The sequence below is a fragment of the Candidatus Methanoperedens sp. genome, assembly GCA_027460525.1.
Lineage (GTDB): Archaea > Halobacteriota > Methanosarcinia > Methanosarcinales > Methanoperedenaceae > Methanoperedens.
Genome location: JAPZAS010000016.1, coordinates 73,749 through 99,497, shown reverse-complemented (window position 1 = coordinate 99,497; position 25,749 = coordinate 73,749). Strand labels below are relative to the sequence as shown.

Sequence of the window (25,749 nt, the reverse complement as noted above, 5' to 3'; positions counted from 1 at the left end):
CCTCCAATTAAACAAACCCTGGCTTATGAGGGTTATGGCAATATGTGCATTGTAGATTCTCACCATGGATATCAGGGTCGATCTGCAGGAAATCCGGAGGTCTGGCTGCCCGCTTGAAGTGGCACAGACCGCAATAGTCCCTTGAATCATTTGCAGGAGACGGCATTATCCTTATGTTACTGACATGCTGTTCTGCAGGACCATGACAGGTCTCACAATTTATGGTTTTGTGAGAGCCATTTATCCATACAGAATAAATGGTCTGGTGACAGTTCTCTGCCCCGCAACTCACCGAACCCGCATGCTCTACTGGAAAATTCCTGATTTCAAGAACCGAGTCACCCCTATACCATCCGTACTGCCCGAAAGAGTCAGGGACGATCATGGATCTTACTAAGATAAAAGCAATTATCCCGAGCGCTAATAAGGTAAATGCTCTTTTCAGATGTTGATGCATTATCATCTCACCCGTATAACAATAGAGGTTCTCTGCTGTTCAGAAATCGTTTTTGTCATCCTTCGGTCTCTATTTCCTTCTTATCAGATACGATACGGCAAGTAGTGCGATCAATCCTGCCAGGCTGATAAATCCTGGTGTTTTGGGAACCTGCGTTATAGTCGGAGTGGGTGATGGTTTTACGAGCTCCTCAGCTTTCATTACTTCCGTGCTGGCTGCATCTATTTCATTCTCGAAATGCGTGAGGTTGAATTCATGCCACATAGGCGCCAGATTATCCAGCGTATTTAATGCATTATCTGTGTACGCTTGCGCCTGGCTTACATCAGTTCCATTTTCTTTTGCCCAGAAAATATCCTGCCTTGCCGTTTCAATATTGAATTTCAATTTATTTACCTTTCCAAGCAAATCCTCTGCCCTGAGCGGGATGTCGTATGGTGCTATCTTTTTATACACCGAATGACAGGTTCCGCAGGTAGTCCTGAAATCTTCAGGATTCAGGACCGTAAATGTATGAGGGACATGGCACGTCGTGCATGTCGGAGCGAGTTGCAATGCCTCAAGCTTCCTGTAATGTGTGCTGTTTTCAAAATTAGTCAGCTCTTTGGAATGACATTTTCCGCAGGTATTTGGAACATTGGTGTAATAGACAGGGCTTTCAGGGTCTGTGATGTTCTTAATGTTTGCATGTGCTTTCTCTTTGGTGGCTTGCGTTGGATCTCCCCCATGGCAGGCATCGCAAGCAACTCCTTTCAGGGCATGAACAGATTCAGACCACTGCTGATAATTTGTAGTGGTGAGGTTTCTTATTCTATCTTCGTGGCATGCAAGAGAACATGTGACCTGTCTTTCAAGATGCTCGATTCTGATCTGGTTGAACCGCTTTTGCTCTTCGGTAAAAGGGGTTACTGTTTTATGGCAATCGATACATGAATTTTCTGAAGCAGTCGCTGCTGGGATTAAAATTAGAATAAATCCTGGTAATGTTAACAATAGTATCAAATTAAGTAATTTAACTCGCATATCATCAAACCTTCCGTTTTTGGCAAGTACGTTTTGCCTTTTTTCGCTTTAAATCTATCCGTTTTTAGCTCTCAACTAACATATTATTTTATATTTAAGCTTTTGGTTTTTATCTTATTGCGTGCAGTTCTTAGCGTTTTGATGCGTAAGAATAATCTATATGCCAGCGTATTTCAGTGCATGGAGCTGTCTCGTATACTAAAAAAATTAAAAAATAATGAGATGAGCCTTGAAGATGCGGAAAGACAGCTTCGGATAACCAACTATGAGTTGTTATCAGATATCGCAAGAGTTGACACCCATCGCGCAAAGAGGGTGGGCATCCCCGAAGCTATTATAGCCGATTGCAAGACATGCGATGAAGTAGTCTCTATAGCACGTATTCATCTGAAGAATGAAGGGAGAGCTATTATAACCCGGGCAAGTGAAGAGAATTACACAGCGCTGAAATCACTGACCGAAGAGATGGGGTCGAATATCAGATGGTTTGGGCGTGCAAGAATTGTTGTTATCGGCGATTCTGTTGCAAGAACAGGCGGCAGGGTTGGCGTTATTTCTGCCGGTACCGCTGATATCCCGGTTGCGGAGGAGGCAAAGCTGATAGCAGCGGAGATGGGCTGTTCCGTTACCGCCATATACGATGTGGGCGTGGCAGGAATTCACAGGCTATTTCCTGAATTAACAAGGCTTGTTGAGGCAGGTGTGGATTCGATTGTGGTAGCGGCAGGACGTGAAGGCACGCTTCCTGCAATAGTGGCGGGACTGGTTGATGTACCTGTAATCGGGGTTCCTGTTTCAACAGGATATGGTGCGGGAGGCAAAGGCGAAGCCGCGCTTCTATCCATGCTCCAGTCCTGTTCTGTTCTTGCCGTGGTAAATATAGATGCGGGTTTTGTAGCAGGAGCTTATGCAGCGCGGATAGCCAATCTCGTTGCAAAAAACAGGATTGAAAAAGTATGAGACATACATTAACTTGTTTCAAATATCGCTTAAAAAGCGAAGATTATTTATATGGTGAAATTGTAGATGTCTCTTGAGTGTTTGGATTAATTTCTATACAATGTGAAAAAGTCATAGTAAATACAATCTAAAATAAAGAGGTAAAATAATATGAGGATTCGAGTAGTAAGCTCTAAAGAGGAAATCAATTCCCTTGGAACAGGCGAAAAGATAATTCATCTTGCCTTCAGACCATCAAACAAAGACATCTTCACACTGGTGCAGACATGCCCCAATGTGAAAGCCATACATATACCAAGTTCGTATATCAAGACGATATCGGATTCAACACGAATGTTTCTTGATATGCAGGGCATAGCATTACTGGAAGGGGATGTGTGGGGGCATAGAAAAGACATTAATGAATATTCCGAGGTAAAACCTGCCGTGTTCGACAGGATGGATGAACTCAAAAGAGAAGGCTTATCCGAGTCTGCGGTTCTGGATAGACTGGGAAGGGAGACGCGCCTCAGTAAGGATTTATTAAAATTCCTGTTAAAGGAAAAGTCAAAGAAGAAATAAATTTTTTATTTTTATTTTTCGGATTTTACAGTTGGCATTTTTTTCTTTATTTCATCCAGCAATTGCTCGTCGCTTTTTCCTTCAGTAGTTATACCAAGGTCGGAAGCCATCTGTTTTATCTTCGAGGTTTTTTCATCCTGAGATTTACCTTCCCTGACCGATTTCTCAAAATCCTTCAATTCGAGTTCGGTCTCACGCTGTGCTTTCTTAAACTCGCCAGTGGCTTTGCCGAGTGAACGTGCAAGCTCTGGAATCTTACTTGAGCCGAATAAAATTATGGCTACTATTATCACTAGTAATATTGTCTCACTATCAAGCATGAGTGTATTATTTATTCTTTGGAACTTAAATCTTTGCACTGGAAAGCATGCTACCCTGCCGCTTTCACAGGTGAACTCTCATTCGATTTTATCTTGGAGCGTATTTCTTCAACAAGCTGTTCAGATGTCTTGTTTCTTACATCTATGCCCATTTCTATCGCTAAATTATGGATTTTTATGTCTCTGTCATCCAGTGGTTTATCCAATCGTTTTAGCTCATATTCGTATTCCACCTGTGCTTTCTTGAATTCCCCTACAGCCTTACCCAGGGAACGAGCCATTTCTGGAAGTTTGTTGGGACCGAATAAGAACAGGGCTACAATCAAAATCAAGAGTAATTGCATAGGACTATCGAACATGAATAGGTTGTTTACCGCATCGATACTTAAATCTTTTCCCTCACTCCCTGGACATAAGGAATATCTCCTCGGAATCGCTGTTATAGCCTATCAATCCAGCGTGTCTTGTCCAATTAATAATTATCTTTAAATAACTCCCAATATCGGCAGTGGAAATACTTTTCTGAATAATTTTTAGGGCATCTTCTTTACTCATTTTGCGCTCATTCGATTCCAGGAGTTTATTCTTGAGCTCTTTTATTATCTCCACGCCTGCAACTTTCTCCCTTATGATTTTTTTTCTTTCCCGTATACCTGTGTCAAGAAGTTTCTGGGCATCTCCGGTGAGTTCGATATTGCCGTTTGTAACTGTAACAAACCCGAGCAATTCAGCACCATCGATAGAAGGGAGTATCTCATCAAGTTCAAGATCAAAATCGGCAGCAAGACGTGCGGCATCCTCTACCCCTCCTGCATCATTGACTGCTTCAAGCAGTCCTGTAATTTCGCTGATTGTTGCCTTCGGGAAAATCATAGATTATACTATTAGTGAATACACCTTATCAACCCATCGATAGAACTCCGGGTCTTTCCTGTTGCGGGGTCTTGCTAATTCGATTCTCAAGTCAGCCACAACTTTTCCCGGGCGCGCTGAAAGGATGATTATGCGATTAGCCATGTACACCGCTTCCTCCACATTATGAGTAACCATGATTACCGCATCAGGCGGCATGCTGGCTTCAGCCCACAGCATCAGCAGTTCGTCTTTTAAGTTCTGGGAGGTGAGAGCATCAAGCGATGAGAATGGTTCATCCATGCATAATAATACAGGCTCAACTGCAAGAGCGCGTGCAAACCCCACCCTCTGCTTCATGCCGCCAGAAAGTTCACGCGGATAAACCTTTTCAAAGCCATCCAGTCCCACGGCTCTTATATATTTGCAGGCTTTCTTCTCCTCTTCTTTTTTCTGTAATTTCATCGATTCAAGTACAAGCTCTATGTTCTCCTGAACAGTAAGCCATGGGAAAAGCGCGAAATTCTGGAAAACCATGGCTACCTTGGGATTATCGGGTGAAATTACTTCGCCTTTAAAAAGCACTTCTCCGGATGTGGGGGTTTCAAGTCCTACGATTATTCGCAAAAGAGTGCTTTTTCCGCATCCCGAAGGTCCAACGATGCATATAAAATCGTTATCTTCCACTGAGAAACTAACATTGTCAAGAACAAATAGTTTATTGCCGTCTGTTTCGTAGTTTTTCGATACATTCTTTATTTCTGCAAGCATTCCCGCCTCTTTAATCGAATTTATATTTAGCCAGTGCTTTCCTGTACAGTGGCTGCCATATAAGCCTGTTCAGGAATATAATGGTTACAGACATGCCGAGTACAGACAAAATGACCATACTTGAATCTGGCGTTTCAAACGTGGCTTTGTCAAGCAGATATCCTATCCCGAATAGATGATATTCCTGACCTTTATAGACAATATATTCAGCAACGATTAAGGTGTTCCATCCCCCACCCCATGCGGTTATGCTTCCTGTCACAAACGAGGGAAACATTGCTGGTATAATAACTTTCCTCCAGTAGAGCTTTCCTTTAATTCCGAATGCAGTAGCAGCGTTCTCCAATTCTTTGGGTATGGATTTTACCCCTGCAATCAGGTTAAAAAGTATATACCACTGCATCCCAGTAAGTATGAGAATAATTGCTGCAAAATCCAGGTTCCCGAATCTAATAAAAATTACGACCAGCGCAGGAAAAAGTGCAATCGCCGGGATAGAAGCTACGACTTCCATAAAAGGCATGAGGTATGATGATGCTTTTTTACTTTTTGCTATGTAATATGCAGCCGGGATTGTCCAGATAATACAAATCACGTATGCAACGCTTAGTCGGAGGAATGAATATACTATTGCAAGCGGAATAGAATAAGCTTCAGCAGGCAGGTTTAGCAGTATTTTATTGATGGAAACAATAAGTACATAGGAAATATACGCAAGGACTGAAATCAGGATAACATAACCCAGGGATTTTGAAATAATTTTAATCCATTTATGTTTATGGAAGATGATGTACATGGTGACCGTTATTTTCGAAAAAACCTCGAAAATAAACCTGAATGAATGTTTGATAATCTTTGTGCTAAAAATGAACCCCCCGGGTTTTTTTTCGCCCGCGTACTCATAGCTGTACTTGTCAGCCCACGACTGCATCGGCTTCCATATAAATACTTCAAGTAACAGTATAATAATTATAAGGGTTGACAATCCCACAAGCATAAGGGCAATTTTACCTGAATACGTTGTGTCTATCAGGAAGCTTCCAAGCCCAGGAAGTTTATACGACTCCGACCCTGCTGAGATGATCTCGGAAGCAACCAGAAAAAACCATCCAACCGACCAGGATACTATGCTGTTGTAAACCATTTTCGGAACGCACACAGGAAGCGTCAGGCTCTCAAGGCGCTGCCACCCATGGAGCCCAAAACTGTCCGCAGCCTCAACAAGTTCTTTCGGGATGGTGGTGAGGGACTCGTACACGCCAAAAGCCATGTTCCACGCCATGCTCGTAAAAATCAGGAAGATGGCAGCCACCTCAACCCCGGGTCTGCCGTGGATAAGGCCTATGAAAAAGAGAACCGCAGCGGGGAAAAACCCCAGGATTGGCACCGATTGGAGAATATCAAGAAAAGGCAGCATGAACTTTCGCGCCTTCTTATTTGTTGCAGCAATATAGCCGTACGATAATGCAAAGCATAGCGAAAAGAAATAAGCGAGGCTCATTCGCAGGAAGGATGATGCAGCGTAGTAGGGAAGCTTTTTAAGGTCGGGAAAATCTATATAATCAAAAAAATAGAAAGCTGCTGTGACGGAAATCAGGAATAATATAATTATGAGGATAACATGTCCTTTTTTCATCGGCTCATTGCAGTCACAGCATGTATATAATTCTTTTTCAGGTAATGTTGCGCTTTCGCAGCTTTCCGCCCGCTATCTGTCCTGCAACGTCTGATAACACAAGCAGCGGTATGGCAGTCCAGTTCAAACCCGAGATTATTCTCAATAAGAACACGAACGGAACAGGGATATGCACAGCCATCATCCACTGCCTGGAGAACTTGGAGGCATTACTCCTCAAATAACCGAAAGGCAGGTTGAGCAAAAAAACCATCAACATTAATTCATTTATGGACATTTTTATTCCTTCACTATCCAATTTCTATCTTGAATTTTATGGTTTATCTACCTTGCGGTTCAAAGAAAAGAAAGATTTATCTGGAAAAAAGAAGTAAATATCGAAGGCTTTGATGAAGGGACTGATCAATGCGCAAGCTTAAATATTATATTCCGACATCGCTGCGGATGGATAATAAGACCAAACTCGTAATAGGCATTTTAATGATTTCACTCGCCCTTGCGATGTTATCTTAGCTAAGATCTTTTAATGCAAAAATCCACAAACGACCTCGCAAAATCAGTATATGAGGCTGCATGCAGGTGAGCGTACGCAGCAAGGGTATTCTTCACAAGTATGCCGTCCAGTTCTCCTTTGATCCCAATCCCTCGCTCAAGTTTCATGGCAAATGCTGTGTCATCAGGAAGATCCAGTATCTCAGAATGGTGGAATTCATGTCCGATAAATGAAGCGCCCGCTTTACCTATAACATTGTCCTTTACAAAGCTGCCGATGTTGTAGCTCACAACCCGCTTATGTCCCATCAATGTCCTCCCCGGAATCGCCCCTACCATTGCAAAAGCCCCTTCCTCCATCTCAGCCATGTGATAATTCCCGCTCCCTGATACTGCTGTCCTGATCTCCTGTGTTAAATACATGAGCCCTCCACATTCTGCATAGATAGGCAGTCCTTCTGCTGAAGCCTGCTTGATGGATTCCCTCATAGGGATATTGTCCTCAAGTTCCCTGGCGAAGAGTTCTGGATATCCGCCCCCTATGTACAGACCGTCAACCTGAGGCAGAGCGGTGTCATTCACAGGGCTGAAATAAACAAGTTCTGCGCCTGCCAGTTCAAGCAATTCGAGGTTATCCCGGTAATAGAAATTAAATGCTTCATCAAGAGCAATTCCAATTTTTTCCCTGTTCCGGGGGGATTGAATTTTAAAAATGTTGGTCTTTGGTCTTACGAGAGGTTGTGCTGATTTAGCGATGGATATGAGTGCATCAATATCCACTCCTTCTTTTATGATATTCTTAATCCCTTCCAAGCGCGCATCAAAGTCATCCAGCCTGCGCCTCCCTTCGAGGGCAGGAATCAGACCGAGATGTCTCATCGAGATTTTCATGGAATCGTTGCGCGGAATTTCACCTATAACGTGGGTATCGGTGTAAGTCTCAATCGCAGTCCTTGCCTTTTCACCATGGCGAGGGCTGCCGATGTTATTCAGGATTACCCCAGCGATGTTCACCTGGGGGTCGAATGATTTATACCCAGAAACAAGTGCTGCCGTGCTCCTTGTGATGCTCCTTGCATTGATGACAAGGATGACAGGGCATTTTAACATTTTGGCAATCTGTGCCGTGCTCCCGGTATCGCTTGTGGCTTCAAGCCCCTCGAAAAGCCCGCGCACGCCTTCTATGATGGCGATATCAGAGCCATTGGCAGCATGGGAGAATACCTCTTTGACCGCAGGTTCAGACATCAGGTAACCGTCGAGGTTCCGCGAATATCTGCCTGTCACCTCCGTATGGTAGCTCGGGTCGATGAAATCAAGACCGACCTTAAAAGGCTGCACCTTATAACCCATATCTCTCAGCACAGACATTATCCCGATTGAGATCGTGGTTTTTCCTGCCGAGGAGCGGTCTCCGGCAATCAGGATGCGTGGGATATCAAGCGAAACGGTCATAATTTGTAACTTTTATTATAGTCTGGTTACGCATAAAACATACCAATTGACTTATATATTATTGCCCTTAATTGACTTTTCCTAAAGGCTCTAAAGAGGAACATTGAGGATAAACTTAAATGGATATTATAAAAATACATGAAGCAATACTAAAAGGATACGTAAACATTTCAGAGCATGCAGACGAAGAGCTTGAAAATGATGCAATCGATGACGATGACCTGTATTATTCGGTATTTCATGGTGAAGTGATAGAAGATTATGCTGATGATAAGCCATTTCCAAGCTGCTTGATATATGGCAGAGATAAGAACGATAGGCATATACACAGCGTATGGGCATATTCAGAGGAGCATAAAATAGCCGTACTCGTAACTGCGTATATACCCGACCCTGAAAAGTGGCTCGATTATAAAATAAGAAAACAAAAGAGGTGAAAAATATGGAAAGGATAATTCCAGTCTGTCCCCACTGCGGTGGCGAAGTGATAGAGAAAAAAGTAGAGAAGCTCGTCAAAGGCGGCTGCAATACAGCAGTGCTGACAGTGGAAGCGGGCGTGTGCATGAAATGTGGTGAGCGCTATTACACAAAAGGAACCCACGAGAAGATGCAGAAAATCAGAAAAGAGCTTGAGAAAGGGTTTACCAAAGATCTCCGCTTAATCGGGCATACATATGCGTATGAAGAATTAGTAGCATGAGGTTTTAAATCCTTGTGAGTTCCCTCAATCTCATGTCGTTAAGAGGCACAGGAATTTTACCTTCATTTCTTGTCATGATACTCCTTGCAAGTTTGCGGTAAACTCCTGCTATACTGGAATCAGGGGCATTTTCAATAACAGAAAAACCCTCCCTTTCGCATGTCTGCACCAGAACATCTTTCGGGATAAATGCGATCATCTGGCTCCCTATTTCCTTTGCGAACTCGGTGACTATGTTTTCCTCATTCGGCGCCCCACGTGAATTGCAGATCACGCCGTTAAGCGTCATCTCAAGGCGTGAAAGCCCCCTGCAGATGTTATTTGCGGCATACAAAGGCATGTACTCGCCAGAGGTGAGCACGTAAGCCTCGTTTACCAATCCTTTCTTTACAGGCGCCACGAATCCCCCGCAAACAATGTCGCCGGGCACATCGTATATCACGAGGTCGGTATCCTCAATCGCTCTTGAGATTTTCTTAAGCAGGCTTATCGCCACGATGATGCCCCTGCCTGCACAGCCTATGCCCGGCTCAGGACCTCCGATTTCCACGCATTTTACGCCTTTATACCCGTTGAATACAATGTCCTCTTCTTTTATGTCTTCGCCCTGCCTCATCAGATCCATAATCGTGGGAATTCTCCTCCCGCGCAATAATGTAATGGAAGAATCGCTCTTCGGGTCGCATCCTATTATCGTGACCCGGTAGCCATCATCGGCGCATGCCGCAGCCACATTCGAAGCCGTGCTTGATTTTCCGATGCCGCCTTTGCCGTAGATTGCAATCTGCTTAGGCATCCTTGCTCATCTCCCGCAGCGTGGCGCCGAATTCTGACTCCACGATGTGGTTCACACCAAGTGTCTTTGGATGCAGGTCAATTTCCACCACCACGTGCTTATGCCCCATCTCTTTTAACGGCACTACCTGGCGCGGTCCGTTCGTGATGGAGAATAACTCCATGTTCTTTATGTTTTCCATGGGAAGCGCATGCGGCACGCCAGTTATTACCGCAAAATCGAAATCGGAGTATTTTTCACCTATTATCCGGCTGGCTGTATCCCCGGCTATGGGGTACTCGTCCAGTCCTCCTATTATGTGGTGGATTTCAAAGCCTTTCTGCGTTAATTCTTCTCTGATTTCGCGTGCATTTCTCCTGTTCTTGGGAAGCCCCAGGTTCTCATCAAGGTTCGCCATGTTTATTACTCGAGTTCCGAACTTCTCGGCAACCTGCGCCACTGCAAGGTTGATATCCGCAAACATGAAAGCAGTCTCCTTTTTCGCGTTGAGTATGTTGAGCCCTTTTTTTCCCTGTTTCATAAGCTCAAGCAACCTTTCAGCCACCTTATATTTTAAATCTCCGCGGCTTGGCTCAAGGTATTCTTTGCTGGCTGCTCCATGGCGCTTTTCAACCATAGTGGCTTCTTTCAGCAACGCCTTCTGCCTCTCGAATTCCGCCTCGCTTATAATCCCGGCGGCAAGCGCGGATTCAAGCGCCATAATCACTCCTTTTGTGTTGTCCCTGTAGCCTGCATGCACTTCAACCTCAATAACAGGCACATCAGGCTGGACCTGTGTAACCGCTTCGTGCAGCTCCTCGCCTATAATCATGCTTGCACATGTCCCCACTATGCCGATGCGTTTGGGTTTGAACCGTTCGATAACCTTTTCAAGGACTTCAACCAAGGAATCGTGCCCCCCGAAGACGAATCCTGATTCATCAAGCGAGGTGGTAACAACTCTCATCCCGTCCTCCTCGAGAAGCCTGGCATGCTTGAAGCTGCATCCCGGAGGACCGTGCAGTATCACAACATCTGTGTCGAGATCTCTCAAGGTGTACAATGCAGCCACAATCGAGCTTGGGCGCGGGTGCATTATGAGCGGTTCTTTTTGTTTTACAGGCATCCTTTTTCTCCTGGAGACCCCGCATTTAAATGCGGGGTTTTGGGCAAATGATGAAAATGGTGGTTTTTATAGTACACCTGTCTGGATATTATACTTTCGCATCACTCATACCAATATTTTTAAAATCATAACCCCTTTGAGTATAAAAATATAGAATACGCATCACAACAATGATACCCAACCTCAAATCCATCCCCCGGATCGGTGAAAAAACCGCCCTTCGCCTGATCAAGCACTTCGGTTCGGAAAAGCAGGCGCTTGATGCCATATTGAACAACGATATAGCCGCTTTAAGCGAGGTCGAAGGAATGACCGAGAAATCCGCCATATCCCTCGTACTTGACGCTATTGCTTTGAACGAAGGTGTCGGGGTACGGGATTTTCTTAAGACAGACGAGGCTTATGAAATATACGGGCGCATCATGGCGCTAATTAAAGGATTTGCCCACACCGGGCATGCAAGAAGCAAGCTTTCCTTATATTTTCCATATCCTGCACATAAAAAGGAAAGCATAATCAAAAATCAAAAAGAGGTCGGGGGTATTATAGAACTGGCTAAAAAACTCGATGATAATGAACTCGCCTCTCTTTTATCAAAAATAAAACCCATAAAAGCAAATTTCAATGTCCCGGTAATCAGGGACAGGGTAATCATTACAACCAGCACAGAAGAGTTCGAAGCAGCCAAAAGATTCCCGGTTTCGGTACAGCTTGTCAGTGATGCCAGGGAAGCTGTGGATGTAGCGCGCGGCTACTCCCATGTTACTGTGGGCACAAGCCTTGCAGGGATGGATTTTCCAGAGGACATGGATGTTGATTTCATGGATATCAGGAAGGCTGAGGTGTGGCAGGTTGCACCTGAAAAGGAACTCTCGTTCTTTATAAAAAATCTTGAATCCATAACTTGCGCGATATCATTTCTCAGGCACATAAGGCGGCATGCGCCGGATTTCTGCGATAGTATAAAGGATGAAGAGATTGAGCGCTTATCCTCAGGTTTGATGAAACTATCCAGGGATACGGGCTTCAAAAGCGGTCTTGATAGTGAAATCGACAGGCTCGGATCGATTTATGACAGGTTAAATGATGTTATTACAAGTGTGGAAAGGAGAGCGAATCTTGAATTCGGGGCTCTCATTGAAAAAAGTTCGGTCACGGTCAAGGGTTTTGACCTGCTCACCTCCATGGATGGGAGTATCAACCAGGTTTTCGAGAAGGAAATCAGAGAAAAATACAACACGGTAACAGCCAATGCGCTGCGCTCGATAGTCAGCGAACTTGGCTTGAACCCTGGAGAAGCGCAGTATGTTAATAATTTCTTTGGCGATGATGCATCGCATCCTGTAAAAGTAAATCAGAGAAGCGTGGAAGGATTAAAAAACCACCTGCAGCACATTATAACTTCAAGAAAACTTGTGCTTTTAAGGGAGAATGCGCACACGCTTTCAGCGTTGAAGGACACCGCATCCTTCCTTGTCCGGGAGGCTCTTGAATTTGACGTGGGCTACACGATTGCGTGTTTTGCCCGAAAATACGTTCTGGATATGCCTTTTCTCCAGGACAATCCCGGAATCGGGATTACAGGAGGCAGCAATCTCTTCATTGAGAATGCAGTCCCTATAAATTACACAGTCGGGAATTCGCGCATGAATTCCGACATTGTCAAACTCAAAGACGCAAGAGTGGTGCTGCTAAGCGGAGTAAACTCAGGAGGCAAGACCTCGACACTCGAATTACTTGCACAGGTTGTAATATTAGCCCACATGGGTTTTCCTGTCCCGGCGAAGGAAAGCGAGATCGGTCTTGTAGAAGAATTCTACTATTTCGGAAAATCCAGAGGGACAATGGATGCAGGGGCATTTGAGAGCGCAATTAAGGAGTTCTCGGCTGTTGCGAACAATAAGAGCAAGATTGTGCTTACAGACGAGATGGAATCCATCACGGAGCCGGGTGCATCAGCCAAAATTATTTCGGGCATTCTTGAGGAGCTTGAAAACAACAGCGGACTGGGTGTTTTCGTGAGCCACGTCGCGGAAGCCATTCTCAGGAATACTGACCGCAATATACGCGTGGACGGGATTGAAGCAAAAGGTCTGGATGAGCAGCACAACCTGATCGTGGATCGTAATCCGCGCTATAATTATCTGGCGCGCAGCACACCTGAGTTGATTGTGGAGCGGCTTGCGAGGAAGAATAAGGATAACGAGTTCTATGAAAGGTTGTTAAAGAAGTTCAAATAGTTGTGTGCGCTATGTATCTTGAATTGTCCCAGCCTGTTGATTGCCTGTGCGATTTCACCTATGATTTTTACTGGCAGCACGGGGGAGAGCGGCTTTCTCCTTCCGGTATTATTCCGCATCAAAAGAGCACATCCTATACGTACGAAGACCTTGTTTCGCGCCTGAAAAATGGAGAGGATGTGCATATTAAGGGGAGCGCAGGCAAAAGGCTGGGCAGCAGCCTCGGTGTTGACCTGAAATTTTTTGGAGGGACTGGAAAACCTCTCAGGGCAGGCTCGATAATCGTGGATGGTGATATCGATACAAGGATGGGAATCAGCATGGTTTCCGGGGTTATATATGCCAGAGGTAATGTTAAACAGCCGATTGGTAATGTGGTCGAGGTTGAGTCCGACCGCCCCGGCTACAGAATGTACAGGTCGATTAGCGGTATTCTTCAGGATGGGTTAAATGAAGCCCTGCTTCCTCCGAATGTACTGAAAGGGCATGAACTTTCCATAAGGGATGGGATAATCCGGGACACGATCGCTGCCAGGCTTGATGCTGATAAAAAGGTCACCGTGGAGGGGGATGCGGGTATGAGTACAGGCATCCTGATGAAGCGCGGGTTTGTTCATGTGGAGGGGGACACGGGCATGAACACAGGAGTGCTCCAGCGGGGAGGGGTGATAATTACGAATAATGCGGGAGAGTTCGCAGGTGCATATATGAAGGGCGGGACGCTTATTATCGGCGGGAAGGCCAAAGGTTATGTCGGCGCAAACATGAAAGGAGGAGCGATATTCTATAAAGGGGAAGCCATGCTGCCCGCAGCTCAGGTGGATGGGAACGATATTGGAATGCTGGTCAGGCTTCTGGACATAAGTCAGGTTGAGGCGATGATGTTCAAGAAATTCTTACGAGGCGAATGATGCCCATCTTTTGCAGTAACCGACGCCGGAATGAATTCGGAGTGCATCAACGAGGGTGCTTCTCTCTCATTATTTTCAGATACATGTATTGGGGTAATGTTGGGGAAAAAGCATATTAATGATAAATAGAAAAGAAGCCTCTGCAACCAGGAAAAAATAAGTGGGTTGGGGATGGTGGTGGTATCCCTTAGCTGCAGAGGCCAATATTCTACTCTATATCCATCTTATAAAGACTTTTTGATAATGCTCAATGACAAAATTTGAAGTTTTATCGTGCTGGTCAGATATCCATCTCATCCAGATCAGATTTAATATTTTTTGATATAAAATATAAACCAGAGTATTCATCTTGGCCTTTAGTTATTATTCCTTTTTTTTCCAGAATTTTAAGATGATGCCTTATAGTTTTATAATCCATATTCAAGGCTTTAGCCAATTGATTAGCATTATAAGATTTCTCGGTAAGATGTCTCAAGATTAATGCCCGGGTTTTTCCTCCACGCGTTCCTTCAATCAGATAGCACAGGAGCTTCTTTTGTTTATTGGATTTCTTTAATTTTTGTTTAAGAGATTCTTTGATTTGCTCTTCTGCTTTTTTACGCTCTGTTACGTCCCGGCCAAAACTCACAGTTCCCACAACTTTTCCTTTTGAATATATGGGAGCGGTATTTACTAAGAGAATTATGTTACTGCCACCTTCTCTTTCGACTGATACCTCATAATGCTGAGGCTCTCCGTTTAGTGTTTTATGGAATAGCTCAATGACCCTGGGTAGATAATCTTTTTCGATGAGCGGAGCAAAGGACTTGCCCCGCCAGTCTTCCAGTTTAAATCCTGTTATCTCTTCAGAGCGCTTATTGAAAAATAGGAAACGCCCTTCAGTGTCGAGAGTCCAGATCATATCATTGGAGTATTCGATTATCGTGCGGTAACGCTCCTCACTTTCACGCAGTGCTTCTTGATTTTGTACACGCTCTGTTATATCTCGAATTATATCTCTTGTACCTATGATCTTATCCCCTTCTTTAATAACAGATGAGCTTACCTCGATATCGATAAGCCTGCCATCTTTTGTTCGAGCCTTCCCCACAAAATTATCATATGATCCTTTTTCCTTTAATTTATTAAACTCAATCTCAAATCTAGGGATTTGTCCAGGTGGAAGAATATCAAACGCACACATATCAAGCATTTCTTCTTTTGTATAACCGAACATTCTCAAGGTCCTGTTGTTCACTTCTTTAAATTTTAGATCAGAGTCTAACATGCATATAGCATCGTTTGCATTTTCGAAAAGGTCAAGGTATTTTTCTTCTGATCTCTTAAGTTTCTCCACAACCTGCTTTTCTGATTTCTCAATTTGTGCTATCTTTCGGCTTTTTTTTCCCAATTCATTTGAGGTTTGATCGTTATTTTTTCTCCCGTTTTTCACTTCTATCAACCTTCTGAAATGGCAATAAGTCTGGAATCCAAGTAACTATTATATATTAAATTAATGCTTTTCAACCTTAATATGTTAACAATGCAAAGTCACCTAGGTGCATATATGAGTGGCGGGACGCTGAGGAAAAGCCAGGGGTTATGTGGGCGCGAAGATGAAAGGGGGAAGGATATTCTATAAAGGGGAAGTCATGCTGCCCGCAGCTCTGGTGGATGGGAACGATATTGGAATGCTGGTCAGGCTTCTGGGCATAAGCCAGGTTGAGGCGATGATGTTCAGGAAGTTCTTACGAGGCGAATGACAGCTATCGTTTGCGGTCACGGACTCACGATTGAAATCGAGAGCATCCTGTGGACGCTCAAGAATTCTGCCCTTCTTTGGTTTCTTGGGATATGATATTCAAATCAGGCGCATTACTATAGATATGATTTAAACTAAATTAAAAATCTTGAAGTAACAATTCTTATTTCTCAGTAATTCTTAGAATTTCTTCAACAATGTTTTGAACTTGGGTTGAAGGATTACTTTCAACACTGATTAATTTTACTCCATGAGTTTCATGCATCTTAATTAATTTTTTTGCATTATCAATTGCCGTTGGTCTGTTCCCCAATAAAATATCATAATAGTCTTTATTCTTCTCATAGCCTGGTATGTGTTCTTTTAATTTTTCTATTACTTCAGAACGTGTTAATTTGGGGACAACGAAGGAAAAATGTAAAAGAAACCATAATTCAAAACTGGGATTTGATAGACATATTTTAATATCTTTTCCTGCAATTTTACAGGCTTTGGATATATTTTCATCGTCATTATCGTCACAATCAAAAACACACCAAATGGAATCACCATTTTTTAAATCTAATGCCTCTTTTTTTATTTGGTCTCTGGAAAATTTTGCAAGGTTAATCGGGTCTGTACATCTTGAGTTAGGTGTCTCAATTCTCAAATAAGAATATCTTGTTTTATACCTATTAAAGTATATTCTCTCTGTTTTTTCTCCCTCACAGACGATTACGAATACTTTGCGTGGTATTCTCCCTCTTAATTTTCTTCGTCTATACCCGCCCATTTTAAAATATCCTTTCTTCGCCTATGAATGGTATAGCCCCGTATCTTCCTACAAGATATCCTTTTCGAACATTCTTATCTTTGCGTGGACTAAATTCTATGAGAGAATAAAGGTCTGTATTTCCAGCCCTTGGATCCTTTTCAGTAAACCAGATTTGATCTCTTCTAAATAAATCTAAATCAAGTAAATTAGTATTGTGTGTCGTGAAGATTAGTTGGGCATTATTTTTATTTTGTGTTGGATCTTGGAATAATTTTATTAAAAAAAGATTTAGGAAATGGTGTAGTTTAGTATCCAATTCATCTACAACTAAGACACGTCCATTGTTTAATGCGTCAATCCAAGGGCCTATTAAAGCAAATATTCTTTTTGTCCCTTCGGATTCTTCTTCAAAATTAAATTCCACCTCACGTTCTTCACCTTTTTCGTTAACAACTTTATGAATTGTTTTAATAAGCATTTTTTCGACATCATCCCCTTTTTGACTTACCAAAAATTTTATTTGTTTTTGAATCATAACAGGAATTTCATCAATTGAAATCTTTTCAAAGGATGCAATAACATTATTAATTCCCAAATCAGCTTCTATGAGAGCTTTCAATATAAGTTCTTTTGATGTTGCATCTTTATTAAGTGATTTCATAGTGAAATCAATCAATTGAGGATGATCTGTCGCACCTATAAATGCTAAAGTATTTTTAAACCAATCAAAGGCTTCAGCCGTTTTCTTATAATTCAATTGAGTCGAACTTGATAGATAAAGAACGTTATCTAAAGTTTTTTCAGAATAAAATTTTTGTTCTTTTTTATTTATGCTAAATTTGTAGTCATTAGTGTCCTTCCTTTCAAAAATTATTGCTTTTCTGCCTTCAGGATAATAATATAAATACTCATCAATAATTTTTTCATTAGTAAAAGATACTCCGTAGACGTATTTTATGTTATTCTTGATAAAGACAACTTTGAATTTAGTTGGTTTGGAAAGATATTCATTATCAAGTTTAAATGGAGAATAACTAATTTCAGTGCCTTTTTGAAATGTATGTGACATGATCACCAAATTTCTCAAAGAATTAATGGCTGAAACAACGTTGCTCTTACCAGAGGCATTTGCTCCATATAATACTGCACTTCGTAATAGATTATCTTTTTTTAATACTTCTGTTGTAATTAAATTATTATCTAACGATTTATCAGAGGAAGCTACTAAACTTAATGTGACTTCCTCCTTGATGGAACGAAAATTCTCCAAACTAAATTCAATTAACATTTGATCATCCAGACTATTAAGTTAACATTTTTGTGATAATTTCACAAATAACCATATTAGAGTTAAAATAGTATATATATATTTTGTTTTTAAATTCTTGAATGCATATTTATTGGTTGTTTTGGCACCAGTTTATCGTTGAGCGCCTGATTTCTTAGTAGGAATAGATAGTTTTGGAGTTTTATCGCATTTTGGGAGCATGAGAAGGAGCATGAACGCAGTCACCATACCCATACTTAATGATACACGAGCTTGTTAGCGAAAGTTTCTCATCAGCAAATTATCGCTCCTTTTCCCCCATAATCCTCTCATACACCTCGCTCCACGAAAGCTGCGAGCCCGCAGCCACAAACATGGCGCACGCCACAGCCTCTGCTATCATTTCATCCGAAGCGCCCTGCTTCTTGGCGCGCTCCGCATGGATTTCGGTGCATCGCTCGCATCTCATGAGCACGGAAGCGGCTACGGATATGAGTTCTTTTGTGCGCTGGTCAAGAGTTCCTTCCTTGTATACCGAATTTCTCAACTCTCCGAATGCTTTTGCAATATCCGGTGTTTTTTCGCTAAACCACGACAACTTTTATTCCTCCTTTCCTTTGAATTATTTCACAGCGCTCCTATTTATAAGATACACTCTCGTCAAACCACATGCCTCTTGCTCTTCTTGCAACATGCACCAGTCCCAGCATCACAGGCACCTCGATAAGAGGTCCTACAACAGCGGCAAATGCCTGACCGGAGCCTATCCCGAATACCCCAATCGCCACTGCGATTGCAAGTTCAAAGTTGTTGCTTGCAGCAGTGAATGCAAGTGTTGTGGTCTGGTCATAGGAAAACCCAAGCCTGCGAGACATGAAAAAAGAAAGCGAAAACATTATGATGAAATAGGCAAGCAGCGGCAGTGCTATCCTGAAAACGTCCATTGGAAGTGCAATTATGTTCTCTCCCTTCAAAGAGAACATGACGATAATGGTAAAAAGCAGACCGATCAGCGCGGTCGGACCAAGTTTTTCCATGAATACATTATCGTACCAATCCTTTCCCCTCTTTTTTAGCAAAACAGACCGGGTTATTATGCCTGCGATGAACGGGATGCCAAGATATATGAAAACAGCTTTGGCTACCTGCTCAATCGACACGTTAACCACTGCGCCTCCGCCTGCACCGCCAATCCATGTTGAAAATACGGTGATGAATGCATAAGCGAGCACGGAATAGAACGCTATCTGAAAGAGAGAATTCATGGCAACAAGAACTGCGCATAAATCGTTGTCGCCGCCTGCAAGCTGGTTCCAGACAAGCACCATTGCAATACAGCGTGCAAGCCCTATAATGATCAATCCTATGCGGTACTCGGGCAGGTCAGGGAGGAAGAGCCATGCAAGGGCGAACATGAGCACAGGACCGATCACCCAGTTCTGGACAATGGATAAACTCAGGGCTTTTCCCTGTTTTTTAAGTTTCGAGAGTTCCTCGTATTTCACTCCTGCAAGCGGCGGATACATCATCCAGATAAGCCCGACAGCTATGGGAAGCGAGACCTGTTCTATTCGTACCGTGTCGAGTATTCCGGCAATCTCCGGATATGCAGCCCCAAGAATTATACCGCCTGCCATGGCGAGAAAAATCCAGAGGGTCAAATATTTGCTAATCCCTGAGAGCTTTGCTTCCATGAACCATTGTATATACGGCTCATGAAATAAAACCTGCAAACCGATTCAAAAAAATTTGAACTATATATTTCCAAAAGCCACAATCGCTTTCTTTCCGCTATGGGAAAGTGCGTAAAAAGCGAAACGAGAGCGTTTTTTTACACATACCATGCCGTGTTTTTTCAACAATGCCAGATGATAGGAAATAGCTGACTTTTGGAGCTTCAGTTTTCTTGCAATCTCGTCCATACAGTGCTCCCGGAGCGATAGCATCAACAGGATCTCAAGGCGATTGGAATTTGAGAGGAGCTTTAATTTCCATGCAATTTCCCTTGAGGTCTGCCTTAGCGGTTCATGTTCTTTTTCAAGAGAAAATAGCCATTTTTTTCGAAGTTTTTCATCCGCCGGGCAGCACAACCTTGCAGGTTTTGATTCGCATATGCACTGGTTATTCATGGCTACCTGATTTCATTCTCTTTATTGCTCTTTAAGCCTTGGTAAGCCTTTCATTTCGTTATATCTATATACTGCCAGACCAATTTCAAGCAGGATTTGAATGAAGACATGCATAATGTGCGGAGGCGAAGGTACCAGACTTCGTCCCCTGACCTTTGACAGACCAAAACCGATGATCCCGCTTCTGAACAAGCCCTCTCTGGTGCACCTCGTGGAGCATCTTGCTATAGAAGGATTCAACGACATCGTGCTCACTTTGGGCTATCTTGGTGGGGAAATAGAGGCAGCTCTTGGCGACGGGGGCATGTATGGCGTGCATATCGAATACGTTTATGAAAAAGAAAAACTGGGTACTGCGGGAGGGGTGAAAAATGCGGAAAAATTCTTCGAAGGCGAACCCTTCATGGTGGTGGGGGGCGACCACGTCATGGATTTAGGTCTTCGGGAGTTCGTGCGTTTCCATGAGAAAAACGATGCGCCCGTGACCATCGGTCTTATCCCTATCGATGACCCGCGTGATTATGGTATCGCCGATCTGGATGTGAATAACAGGATTAACCGCTTCTTTGAAAAACCAAAAGCCGGGGAGATTTTCAGCAACCTTGCAAGCACGGGAATATATGTATGCGACCCCAAAATCCTGAAATGGATTCCTAAGAAAAAATACGATTTTGCAAAAGACCTTTTCCCAAAAATGATGAAGAAAGGCGAAAACATCAATGGTTTCCTGGTGCGCGGAAGATGGACTGATATAGGCAATCCACAGGCATACAGAGAGGCGTGCAAATGGATGCTTGAACAGATGCCGGGCACAAAGATATCAGGGAGCTTAAGTATCAAAAACGCAAGAGTGACAGGACCAATAGACATCGGGCATGATGTTTCCCTGGGTTCAAACTCCGCAGTGGTGGGACCAATCGTTATCGGGGAAAACACCTCAATCGGAGATAATGTCCTGATAGGTCCATATACCTCCATAGGCAGTAACTGCATGATAGGCAGCAATTCAAGAATACTCTCGTCGTATATCTTTGATCATGTTGAAATTGGTGAAAACTGTGCAATTTCAGGCGCGATAATCGATAATGGCACCAGGATAAAAGACTCATGTGTACTTGAAACGGGCACAGTAATCGGCCCGAGGGCGATAATCGAGGATGGAGTTACGATTCATTCAGGTGTCAGGTTATGGCCTGAAGTCACCGCAGAAAGGGGAACGAGAGTAAGGGAAACCCTGGGGAACAGCGACTTTGGCAATGAGACGAACGGGTCTTAATCTTCAAGGATTTCTACTGTGCCGTCCTTTTTCCCAATAAAAACAACATTTATGTTGGTGAATATCCCGTGCTCCACAATGCCGGCACAATGCGATAGCGCATCATCCAGGGAATAGGGGTCGTCTATTTTTCCAAAATCAGCATCCAGAATGAAATTCCCGTTGTCCGAGATGATAGGACCGTCTTTATTTACGCCCATCCGCACCTGCGCTTTCCCTCCAAGCCCTGCCACCTGCTTTTCCACGAGTTTTCGCGCAAAGGGCAGTACTTCGAGCGGCACGGGATGGTTCAGGACCTCCACGACCTTGGATTCATCCACCACCACAACAAATTTTTCAGCCGACAGCGCCACGATTTTTTCACGCGTATGCGCAGCGCCGCCGCCTTTGATTGCGTTGAATTTTGCTATCTGGTCTGCGCCGTCGATGGCAATGTCGGGCACGGGATGCTCATCCAGCGTGGTGAGAGGGATGCCGTTTTCTGCAGCAAGGAATGCGGACTGGTAGGATGTGGGCACGCCGAGAATTTCCAAGCCTGAAGCCACGCGCCTGCCCAGTTCTTTTATTGCGTATGCGGCTGTGGAGCCTGTGCCGAGTCCCGCGACCATGTTGTTTTTTACGAGCTGGGCTGCAAGTTCTCCCGCTGCCTGTTTGGGGCTGTTTTGGGTGGGTTTTTTCATAATGTATTGCCTATACGCTTTTTTATTATATACATTTAATGAGCAAGCCTCAGGAACACATCCTCAAGATTGGGCTGGGAAATCTCAATGTTCTTTATATGAACGTCACAGAACTTCTTTAATACATCATCAATAATAGATTCAACATGCTCTGCCACTATCTTTATTTTTCCGTTTTCATGCAAAATATCAAGAATTTTCGGTATATCCTTCAAAAGAGAAACATCAAAATCCCCTTCATACTCGATGGTTATAGCCTCCCCGAGCTTCATCTGCCTTTTCAGCTCATCCGGCGGCGCATTGGCTATTATCTCGCCTTTCTTGATAAACGCAATCCTGCCGCAGAGCTGTTCAGCCTCCTTCATGTAATGCGTGGTGAGGACTATGGTAATGCCTTTTTCATCGTGTATTCGTTTAATCAGTTTCCGTATTTTTATAGCCATATCAGGGTCAAGACCCACTGTGGGCTCATCCAGGAACAGGAGGCGCGGGTCGTTGAGCAGCGCCTTCGCCAGCGAGAGGCGCTGTTTTGTGCCTGTGGAGAGGGAATCGAACCTGGCATTCCTGAAAGGCGCAAGTTCAAGTATGTCAATGACGTTGTTTATCGCCTTCTCCTTATTTTTTAATCCATACAGCATTGAGAAATAGCGGAGATTCTCGTACACCGTCAGGCTCCACGGGAAATTCGGGTTTCCACTGCTTACGTTCACGATGCCTTTTACGCGATTCGGGTCTTTGAGAGCGTCCAGTCCAAAGACTTCCACTTCCCCGCTGTCCGGTATGGTGAGCGTGGAGAGAATCGAGATTAGCGTGGTCTTGCCTGCGCCGTTCGGACCCAGGATTCCATAAATCTCACCTTCCTCTATCTCGATGGAAACGTTCTTCAGTACCTCTTTTTTCCCCTGGTTGCCATCTTTGAAATACTTATAAATTCCTTCGGCTTTGACTGCAAGCATGGACAGAATAAGGATTTGAATGGCAAAAAGCTTTGTTTATTTATGGACTGTGCTATCAGCGAATCATTAGATAGGAGTTATGATATTTTTCATAAACCGGCACCAGAAAAGCTGATGTATTCATAAAAAAATCATTTTTTGTCCATGTAGATTTCATCATGTTTTTCTGAAAAGTCCTTCGATGCGCGAAAGGTGTGCATCCTGAAAAAGCATCTTTTTTATCAAAGCCGGATTCATCATGAGCCATTAAATCACTAACCATCTTATTGACTCTATTATCGAAATACCTTTCTTTTCTGCAAAAATCCTACATCAATAATCATTATCCACTTTCCCATTTCTTCAGGATAATCTTAAATATAAAAACTAAGGTAATAAGAGGCTCTGTTGTTCTTAAAAAGCTGGTAATAATCCATGTTTTCAGTTAAAATGTGAAGGCGATAGGTCTTCTGATGGTGATTATGGTTCATACCTATTTGTTCTTTGGACTTGTCATCCTTTATCTGATCGGCGCTGTACTATCTGTTATATTAAACAAGAAGGACCGACTGGTCACGTATGCTTCATTCTTGAGCGCAGCCCTGGCATCCCTGCTGGGAATAGCCTTTTCATTCTTCGTTCTCTTCGGTGAGACCTTTACTTTCGCTTTGCCAGGCCAGACTTTCTTGAATTTCAGCGTTTTTGTGGATAAGCTGTCAGCGTTCTTTATTCTTGTTATTTCTATCGTGGGTTTTGCTGTTTCGATATACTCTCTGGGATACGTTCGCGAATATTTCGGGAAAAAGAATATCGGTTATCTCTGTTTCCTGTATAACATATTCATCCTTTCAATGGTACTTGTGGTCTCTTCAAACAATGCGGTGATGTTCCTGATAGTCTGGGAATTGATGTCCGTGGTTTCATATTTCCTTGTCATATATGAACATGAAAAAGCGGATATCAGGAAAGCAGGTTTCATCTATATCGTGATGACTCATATCGGGACGGGATTCATCCTCATATCGCTTCTTATCCTGGCAAGTTCAAGCGGGGGTTTCAATTTCGATATGTTCCGCTCAACCGGCCCGACAATGCCGCCTTTTCTCAAGGATATGGCATTCCTGTTCGCTCTCATTGGCTTCGGGACAAAGGCGGGTATCGTCCCTCTGCATATATGGCTGCCTTATGCCCATCCTGCCGCCCCAAGCAACGTATCTGCGCTCATGTCCGGCGTCATGATAAAAACAGCGATCTACATGCTCATCCGCGTTTGTTTTGATTTCCTGGGCGCCAATGTTCTGTGGTGGGGAGTGCTGCTTTTAATTATTGCATCAGCATCCGCGCTTCTTGGCGTGATGTATGCCCTGATGGAGCATGACATGAAACGCCTGCTTGCATATCACAGCGTCGAGAATATAGGCATCATTCTTATCGGGATCGGCGTATCCATAATATTCATGTCCACCGGACACCCTGAGCTTGCAGCGTTCGGGTTGATCGCAGGTCTCTATCACACCATAAACCATGCAGTGTTCAAGTCCCTGCTTTTCATGGGAGCAGGTTCGATTATTTTTTCAACCCATACGAAGAACATCGAGGAAATGGGCGGACTCTTGAAAAAGATGCCCTGGACAGGCATGTTTTTCCTCATAGGCTCGATATCCATTTCTGCGCTTCCGCCGTTTAACGGTTTCGTGAGCGAATGGCTCACCTTCCATGCCCAGCTCCTGAGCATCAATCTTTCCGAGAATATAATAAAGATACTTGTACTTTCAAGCGGAGCTGCACTGGCTCTCACCGGCGCTCTTGCAGCGGCGTGCTTTGTCAAGGCTTTCGGGATAAGCTTCCTGGCCCTCCCGCGCAGCGAACATGCAAAGCTAGCAAGAGAGGTTCCAAGAAGCATGCTTTTCGGGATGGGAATGCTTTCTCTTCTCTGCATTGCCCTCGGGGTCTTAAGCTTTTATTTCCTTCCCATTCTTGATTCGATTGCCTCGCCGCTTACGGGCACAAGTATAATCTCAAAGGTCACATTCGACCTCTCGCTTGCCGCATTGAGCCCCCAGGCAGGAAGCGTTTCTACCATTTGGTTATTCCTGCTTCTCTTCATTCTCGTTCCCATTCCGTTTCTGCTGGCACTCGCCCTGGGTGGCAGGACATCAGCAAGGACATACGAGACCTGGGGATGCGGACAGCCCACAACAACAGGCAGGAACGAGTATACAGCCACCGGGTTCTCAAAGCCGATACGCATGTGGTTCAGCAGCATCTACCGCTCGCACAGGGAGATACAGACAAGCTATGCCGGCTCGCCTTTCTTCAAGGAGAGATTTGTTTTCGATACGCAGATAGAGCCCATTTTCGAGAAGTATCTCTATGAACCCGCAGTATGGCTTGCGCTTACAGTATCAAGAATATTAAGGGTAATCCAGACCGGGAGCATACACCTGTACCTGCTCTATATCCTCATCACGCTGGTGATCGCACTGATATACGTGGGAAGCGGAGGGTAAAGGCATTATAGAAGCTCATTCGAAGTAAGATCCTACATTAATAATCAATATCTACTTTCCCATATTTTCAGGTTAATCTTAAATACAGAAACGTAGGTAATGGGAGGCTCTGTTATTCCTCAATTAAAAAGCTGGTAGCGAAGAATGCTGGTAAAATTTTTGGTAAGAAACGAAAGGC

At 43.7% G+C, this 25,749-nt stretch carries 28 protein-coding genes; 9 read left to right on the top strand and 19 right to left on the bottom strand.

The genetic code is table 11. The features are described from left to right. Positions 1-7: 7 nt before the first annotated feature. On the bottom strand, positions 8-385 hold the full coding sequence (locus O8C68_06420; protein MCZ7395437.1) for a multiheme c-type cytochrome: 378 nt from the start codon (positions 383-385) through the stop codon (positions 8-10). Positions 386-526: 141 nt separating this feature from the next. Then, the gene (locus O8C68_06415) at positions 527-1,459 is read right to left on the bottom strand and encodes a cytochrome c3 family protein (protein ID MCZ7395436.1); all 933 of its coding nucleotides are present in this window, start codon (positions 1,457-1,459) and stop codon (positions 527-529) included. A 201-nt stretch (positions 1,460-1,660) separates the two neighbouring features. On the opposite strand from O8C68_06415, the gene larB reads away from it, so the two are divergent. Both larB and O8C68_06405 read left to right on the top strand, forming a co-directional pair. Next, positions 1,661-2,440 (top strand): nickel pincer cofactor biosynthesis protein LarB, encoded by a 780-nt coding sequence (gene larB, locus O8C68_06410; protein ID MCZ7395435.1) that lies wholly within the window; start codon positions 1,661-1,663, stop codon positions 2,438-2,440. A 150-nt stretch (positions 2,441-2,590) separates the two neighbouring features. After that, entirely contained in the window at positions 2,591-3,001 is a 411-nt protein-coding gene (locus tag O8C68_06405; protein ID MCZ7395434.1) for a DUF1699 family protein, read from the top strand. A gap of 11 nt (positions 3,002-3,012) precedes the next feature. Here O8C68_06405 and tatA read toward each other — a convergent pair whose 3' ends face one another. The 7 genes from tatA to cfbB form a co-directional block, all read right to left on the bottom strand. After that, a complete protein-coding gene (tatA, locus tag O8C68_06400; protein ID MCZ7395433.1) occupies positions 3,013-3,321 on the bottom strand; it encodes a twin-arginine translocase TatA/TatE family subunit in 309 nt (102 codons plus the stop codon). Positions 3,322-3,371: 50 nt separating this feature from the next. After that, positions 3,372-3,680, bottom strand: coding sequence for a twin-arginine translocase TatA/TatE family subunit (locus O8C68_06395; protein MCZ7395432.1), 309 nt, complete (start codon positions 3,678-3,680; stop codon positions 3,372-3,374). A 40-nt stretch (positions 3,681-3,720) separates the two neighbouring features. Continuing rightward, a complete protein-coding gene (locus O8C68_06390) occupies positions 3,721-4,194 on the bottom strand; it encodes an AAA-associated domain-containing protein (GenBank protein MCZ7395431.1) in 474 nt (157 codons plus the stop codon). 3 nt (positions 4,195-4,197) lie between these two features. Beyond that, positions 4,198-4,944 (bottom strand): ABC transporter ATP-binding protein, encoded by a 747-nt coding sequence (locus O8C68_06385; GenBank protein MCZ7395430.1) that lies wholly within the window; start codon positions 4,942-4,944, stop codon positions 4,198-4,200. A 10-nt stretch (positions 4,945-4,954) separates the two neighbouring features. Further along, positions 4,955-6,580, bottom strand: coding sequence for an ABC transporter permease subunit (locus tag O8C68_06380; GenBank protein MCZ7395429.1), 1,626 nt, complete (start codon positions 6,578-6,580; stop codon positions 4,955-4,957). A gap of 37 nt (positions 6,581-6,617) precedes the next feature. Beyond that, positions 6,618-6,857, bottom strand: a complete 240-nt coding sequence (locus tag O8C68_06375) for a hypothetical protein (protein ID MCZ7395428.1) — start codon at positions 6,855-6,857, stop codon at positions 6,618-6,620. A gap of 236 nt (positions 6,858-7,093) precedes the next feature. Further along, positions 7,094-8,527, bottom strand: coding sequence for a Ni-sirohydrochlorin a,c-diamide synthase (cfbB, locus tag O8C68_06370; protein ID MCZ7395427.1), 1,434 nt, complete (start codon positions 8,525-8,527; stop codon positions 7,094-7,096). A 119-nt stretch (positions 8,528-8,646) separates the two neighbouring features. Here cfbB and O8C68_06365 point away from each other — a divergent pair, with 119 nt between their 5' ends. Then, entirely contained in the window at positions 8,647-8,964 is a 318-nt protein-coding gene (locus O8C68_06365) for a DUF4258 domain-containing protein (protein ID MCZ7395426.1), read from the top strand. A gap of 5 nt (positions 8,965-8,969) precedes the next feature. Next, positions 8,970-9,227, top strand: coding sequence for a YgiT-type zinc finger protein (locus O8C68_06360; GenBank protein ID MCZ7395425.1), 258 nt, complete (start codon positions 8,970-8,972; stop codon positions 9,225-9,227). Positions 9,228-9,231: 4 nt separating this feature from the next. Here the strand turns inward: O8C68_06360 and cfbC are convergent, their stop codons facing one another. After that, entirely contained in the window at positions 9,232-10,023 is a 792-nt protein-coding gene (gene cfbC / locus O8C68_06355) for a Ni-sirohydrochlorin a,c-diamide reductive cyclase ATP-dependent reductase subunit (protein MCZ7395424.1), read from the bottom strand. Next, positions 10,016-11,128: a Ni-sirohydrochlorin a,c-diamide reductive cyclase catalytic subunit gene (cfbD, locus tag O8C68_06350; protein ID MCZ7395423.1), complete on the bottom strand. Its 1,113-nt coding sequence runs from the start codon at positions 11,126-11,128 to the stop codon at positions 10,016-10,018. Before cfbD ends, cfbC begins: the two co-directional genes overlap by 8 nt. A gap of 170 nt (positions 11,129-11,298) precedes the next feature. On the opposite strand from cfbD, the gene O8C68_06345 reads away from it, so the two are divergent. Together O8C68_06345 and O8C68_06340 are read left to right on the top strand one after the other, a co-directional pair. Beyond that, positions 11,299-13,368, top strand: coding sequence for a helix-hairpin-helix domain-containing protein (locus O8C68_06345; GenBank protein MCZ7395422.1), 2,070 nt, complete (start codon positions 11,299-11,301; stop codon positions 13,366-13,368). An 11-nt stretch (positions 13,369-13,379) separates the two neighbouring features. Further along, complete coding sequence (locus tag O8C68_06340) at positions 13,380-14,279, top strand: formylmethanofuran dehydrogenase (protein MCZ7395421.1); 900 nt, start codon at positions 13,380-13,382, stop codon at positions 14,277-14,279. 280 nt (positions 14,280-14,559) lie between these two features. On the opposite strand, the gene O8C68_06335 is transcribed toward O8C68_06340, so the two are convergent. Beyond that, a complete protein-coding gene (locus O8C68_06335) occupies positions 14,560-15,711 on the bottom strand; it encodes a PAS domain S-box protein (GenBank protein MCZ7395420.1) in 1,152 nt (383 codons plus the stop codon). A 163-nt stretch (positions 15,712-15,874) separates the two neighbouring features. Here O8C68_06335 and O8C68_06330 point away from each other — a divergent pair, with 163 nt between their 5' ends. Then, positions 15,875-16,021: a hypothetical protein gene (locus O8C68_06330; GenBank protein MCZ7395419.1), complete on the top strand. Its 147-nt coding sequence runs from the start codon at positions 15,875-15,877 to the stop codon at positions 16,019-16,021. A gap of 162 nt (positions 16,022-16,183) precedes the next feature. Here the strand turns inward: O8C68_06330 and O8C68_06325 are convergent, their stop codons facing one another. The 5 genes from O8C68_06325 to O8C68_06305 all read right to left on the bottom strand — a co-directional run bounded on the left by O8C68_06325 (position 16,184) and on the right by O8C68_06305 (position 20,170). Further along, positions 16,184-16,792, bottom strand: coding sequence for an RloB family protein (locus O8C68_06325; protein ID MCZ7395418.1), 609 nt, complete (start codon positions 16,790-16,792; stop codon positions 16,184-16,186). A gap of 1 nt (position 16,793) precedes the next feature. Next, positions 16,794-18,062, bottom strand: a complete 1,269-nt coding sequence (locus tag O8C68_06320) for an ATP-binding protein (protein ID MCZ7395417.1) — start codon at positions 18,060-18,062, stop codon at positions 16,794-16,796. A 280-nt stretch (positions 18,063-18,342) separates the two neighbouring features. Next, the gene (locus O8C68_06315) at positions 18,343-18,639 is read right to left on the bottom strand and encodes a carboxymuconolactone decarboxylase family protein (protein MCZ7395416.1); all 297 of its coding nucleotides are present in this window, start codon (positions 18,637-18,639) and stop codon (positions 18,343-18,345) included. Between the two features lie 40 nt (positions 18,640-18,679). After that, positions 18,680-19,735 (bottom strand): ACR3 family arsenite efflux transporter, encoded by a 1,056-nt coding sequence (gene arsB, locus O8C68_06310; GenBank protein MCZ7395415.1) that lies wholly within the window; start codon positions 19,733-19,735, stop codon positions 18,680-18,682. Positions 19,736-19,795: 60 nt separating this feature from the next. Then, positions 19,796-20,170, bottom strand: coding sequence for a metalloregulator ArsR/SmtB family transcription factor (locus O8C68_06305; protein ID MCZ7395414.1), 375 nt, complete (start codon positions 20,168-20,170; stop codon positions 19,796-19,798). A gap of 100 nt (positions 20,171-20,270) precedes the next feature. Between O8C68_06305 and O8C68_06300 the strand changes: the two genes are divergently transcribed. Next, a complete protein-coding gene (locus tag O8C68_06300; GenBank protein MCZ7395413.1) occupies positions 20,271-21,446 on the top strand; it encodes an NDP-sugar synthase in 1,176 nt (391 codons plus the stop codon). On the opposite strand, the gene rpiA is transcribed toward O8C68_06300, so the two are convergent. Together rpiA and O8C68_06290 are read right to left on the bottom strand one after the other, a co-directional pair. Further along, positions 21,443-22,126, bottom strand: a complete 684-nt coding sequence (gene rpiA, locus O8C68_06295; protein ID MCZ7395412.1) for a ribose-5-phosphate isomerase RpiA — start codon at positions 22,124-22,126, stop codon at positions 21,443-21,445. The two genes, O8C68_06300 and rpiA, sit on opposite strands and share 4 nt — an antisense overlap. Positions 22,127-22,161: 35 nt before the next feature. Then, positions 22,162-23,082: an ABC transporter ATP-binding protein gene (locus O8C68_06290; GenBank protein MCZ7395411.1), complete on the bottom strand. Its 921-nt coding sequence runs from the start codon at positions 23,080-23,082 to the stop codon at positions 22,162-22,164. A gap of 431 nt (positions 23,083-23,513) precedes the next feature. Here O8C68_06290 and hyfB point away from each other — a divergent pair, with 431 nt between their 5' ends. Further along, the gene (gene hyfB / locus O8C68_06285; GenBank protein MCZ7395410.1) at positions 23,514-25,571 is read left to right on the top strand and encodes a hydrogenase 4 subunit B; all 2,058 of its coding nucleotides are present in this window, start codon (positions 23,514-23,516) and stop codon (positions 25,569-25,571) included. Positions 25,572-25,749 lie beyond the last annotated feature (178 nt).

Bases quoted from the DNA above. Each gene is read 5' to 3' on its own strand.
- O8C68_06420 (MCZ7395437.1), bottom strand. From the start codon at position 385: ATGATCGTCCCTGACTCTTTCGGGCAGTACGGATGGTATAGGGGTGAC.
- larB (MCZ7395435.1), top strand. From the start codon at position 1,661: ATGGAGCTGTCTCGTATACTAAAAAAATTAAAAAATAATGAGATGAGC.
- O8C68_06405 (MCZ7395434.1), top strand. From the start codon at position 2,591: ATGAGGATTCGAGTAGTAAGCTCTAAAGAGGAAATCAATTCCCTTGGA.
- tatA (MCZ7395433.1), bottom strand. From the start codon at position 3,321: ATGCTTGATAGTGAGACAATATTACTAGTGATAATAGTAGCCATAATT.
- O8C68_06395 (MCZ7395432.1), bottom strand. From the start codon at position 3,680: ATGTTCGATAGTCCTATGCAATTACTCTTGATTTTGATTGTAGCCCTG.
- O8C68_06390 (MCZ7395431.1), bottom strand. From the start codon at position 4,194: ATGATTTTCCCGAAGGCAACAATCAGCGAAATTACAGGACTGCTTGAA.
- O8C68_06385 (MCZ7395430.1), bottom strand. From the start codon at position 4,944: ATGCTTGCAGAAATAAAGAATGTATCGAAAAACTACGAAACAGACGGC.
- O8C68_06380 (MCZ7395429.1), bottom strand. From the start codon at position 6,580: ATGAAAAAAGGACATGTTATCCTCATAATTATATTATTCCTGATTTCC.
- O8C68_06375 (MCZ7395428.1), bottom strand. From the start codon at position 6,857: ATGTCCATAAATGAATTAATGTTGATGGTTTTTTTGCTCAACCTGCCT.
- cfbB (MCZ7395427.1), bottom strand. From the start codon at position 8,527: ATGACCGTTTCGCTTGATATCCCACGCATCCTGATTGCCGGAGACCGC.
- O8C68_06365 (MCZ7395426.1), top strand. From the start codon at position 8,647: ATGGATATTATAAAAATACATGAAGCAATACTAAAAGGATACGTAAAC.
- O8C68_06360 (MCZ7395425.1), top strand. From the start codon at position 8,970: ATGGAAAGGATAATTCCAGTCTGTCCCCACTGCGGTGGCGAAGTGATA.
- cfbC (MCZ7395424.1), bottom strand. From the start codon at position 10,023: ATGCCTAAGCAGATTGCAATCTACGGCAAAGGCGGCATCGGAAAATCA.
- cfbD (MCZ7395423.1), bottom strand. From the start codon at position 11,128: ATGCCTGTAAAACAAAAAGAACCGCTCATAATGCACCCGCGCCCAAGC.
- O8C68_06345 (MCZ7395422.1), top strand. From the start codon at position 11,299: ATGATACCCAACCTCAAATCCATCCCCCGGATCGGTGAAAAAACCGCC.
- O8C68_06340 (MCZ7395421.1), top strand. From the start codon at position 13,380: ATGTATCTTGAATTGTCCCAGCCTGTTGATTGCCTGTGCGATTTCACC.
- O8C68_06330 (MCZ7395419.1), top strand. From the start codon at position 15,875: ATGAAAGGGGGAAGGATATTCTATAAAGGGGAAGTCATGCTGCCCGCA.
- O8C68_06325 (MCZ7395418.1), bottom strand. From the start codon at position 16,792: ATGGGCGGGTATAGACGAAGAAAATTAAGAGGGAGAATACCACGCAAA.
- O8C68_06320 (MCZ7395417.1), bottom strand. From the start codon at position 18,062: ATGTTAATTGAATTTAGTTTGGAGAATTTTCGTTCCATCAAGGAGGAA.
- arsB (MCZ7395415.1), bottom strand. From the start codon at position 19,735: ATGGAAGCAAAGCTCTCAGGGATTAGCAAATATTTGACCCTCTGGATT.
- O8C68_06305 (MCZ7395414.1), bottom strand. From the start codon at position 20,170: ATGAATAACCAGTGCATATGCGAATCAAAACCTGCAAGGTTGTGCTGC.
- O8C68_06300 (MCZ7395413.1), top strand. From the start codon at position 20,271: ATGAAGACATGCATAATGTGCGGAGGCGAAGGTACCAGACTTCGTCCC.
- rpiA (MCZ7395412.1), bottom strand. From the start codon at position 22,126: ATGAAAAAACCCACCCAAAACAGCCCCAAACAGGCAGCGGGAGAACTT.
- O8C68_06290 (MCZ7395411.1), bottom strand. From the start codon at position 23,082: ATGCTTGCAGTCAAAGCCGAAGGAATTTATAAGTATTTCAAAGATGGC.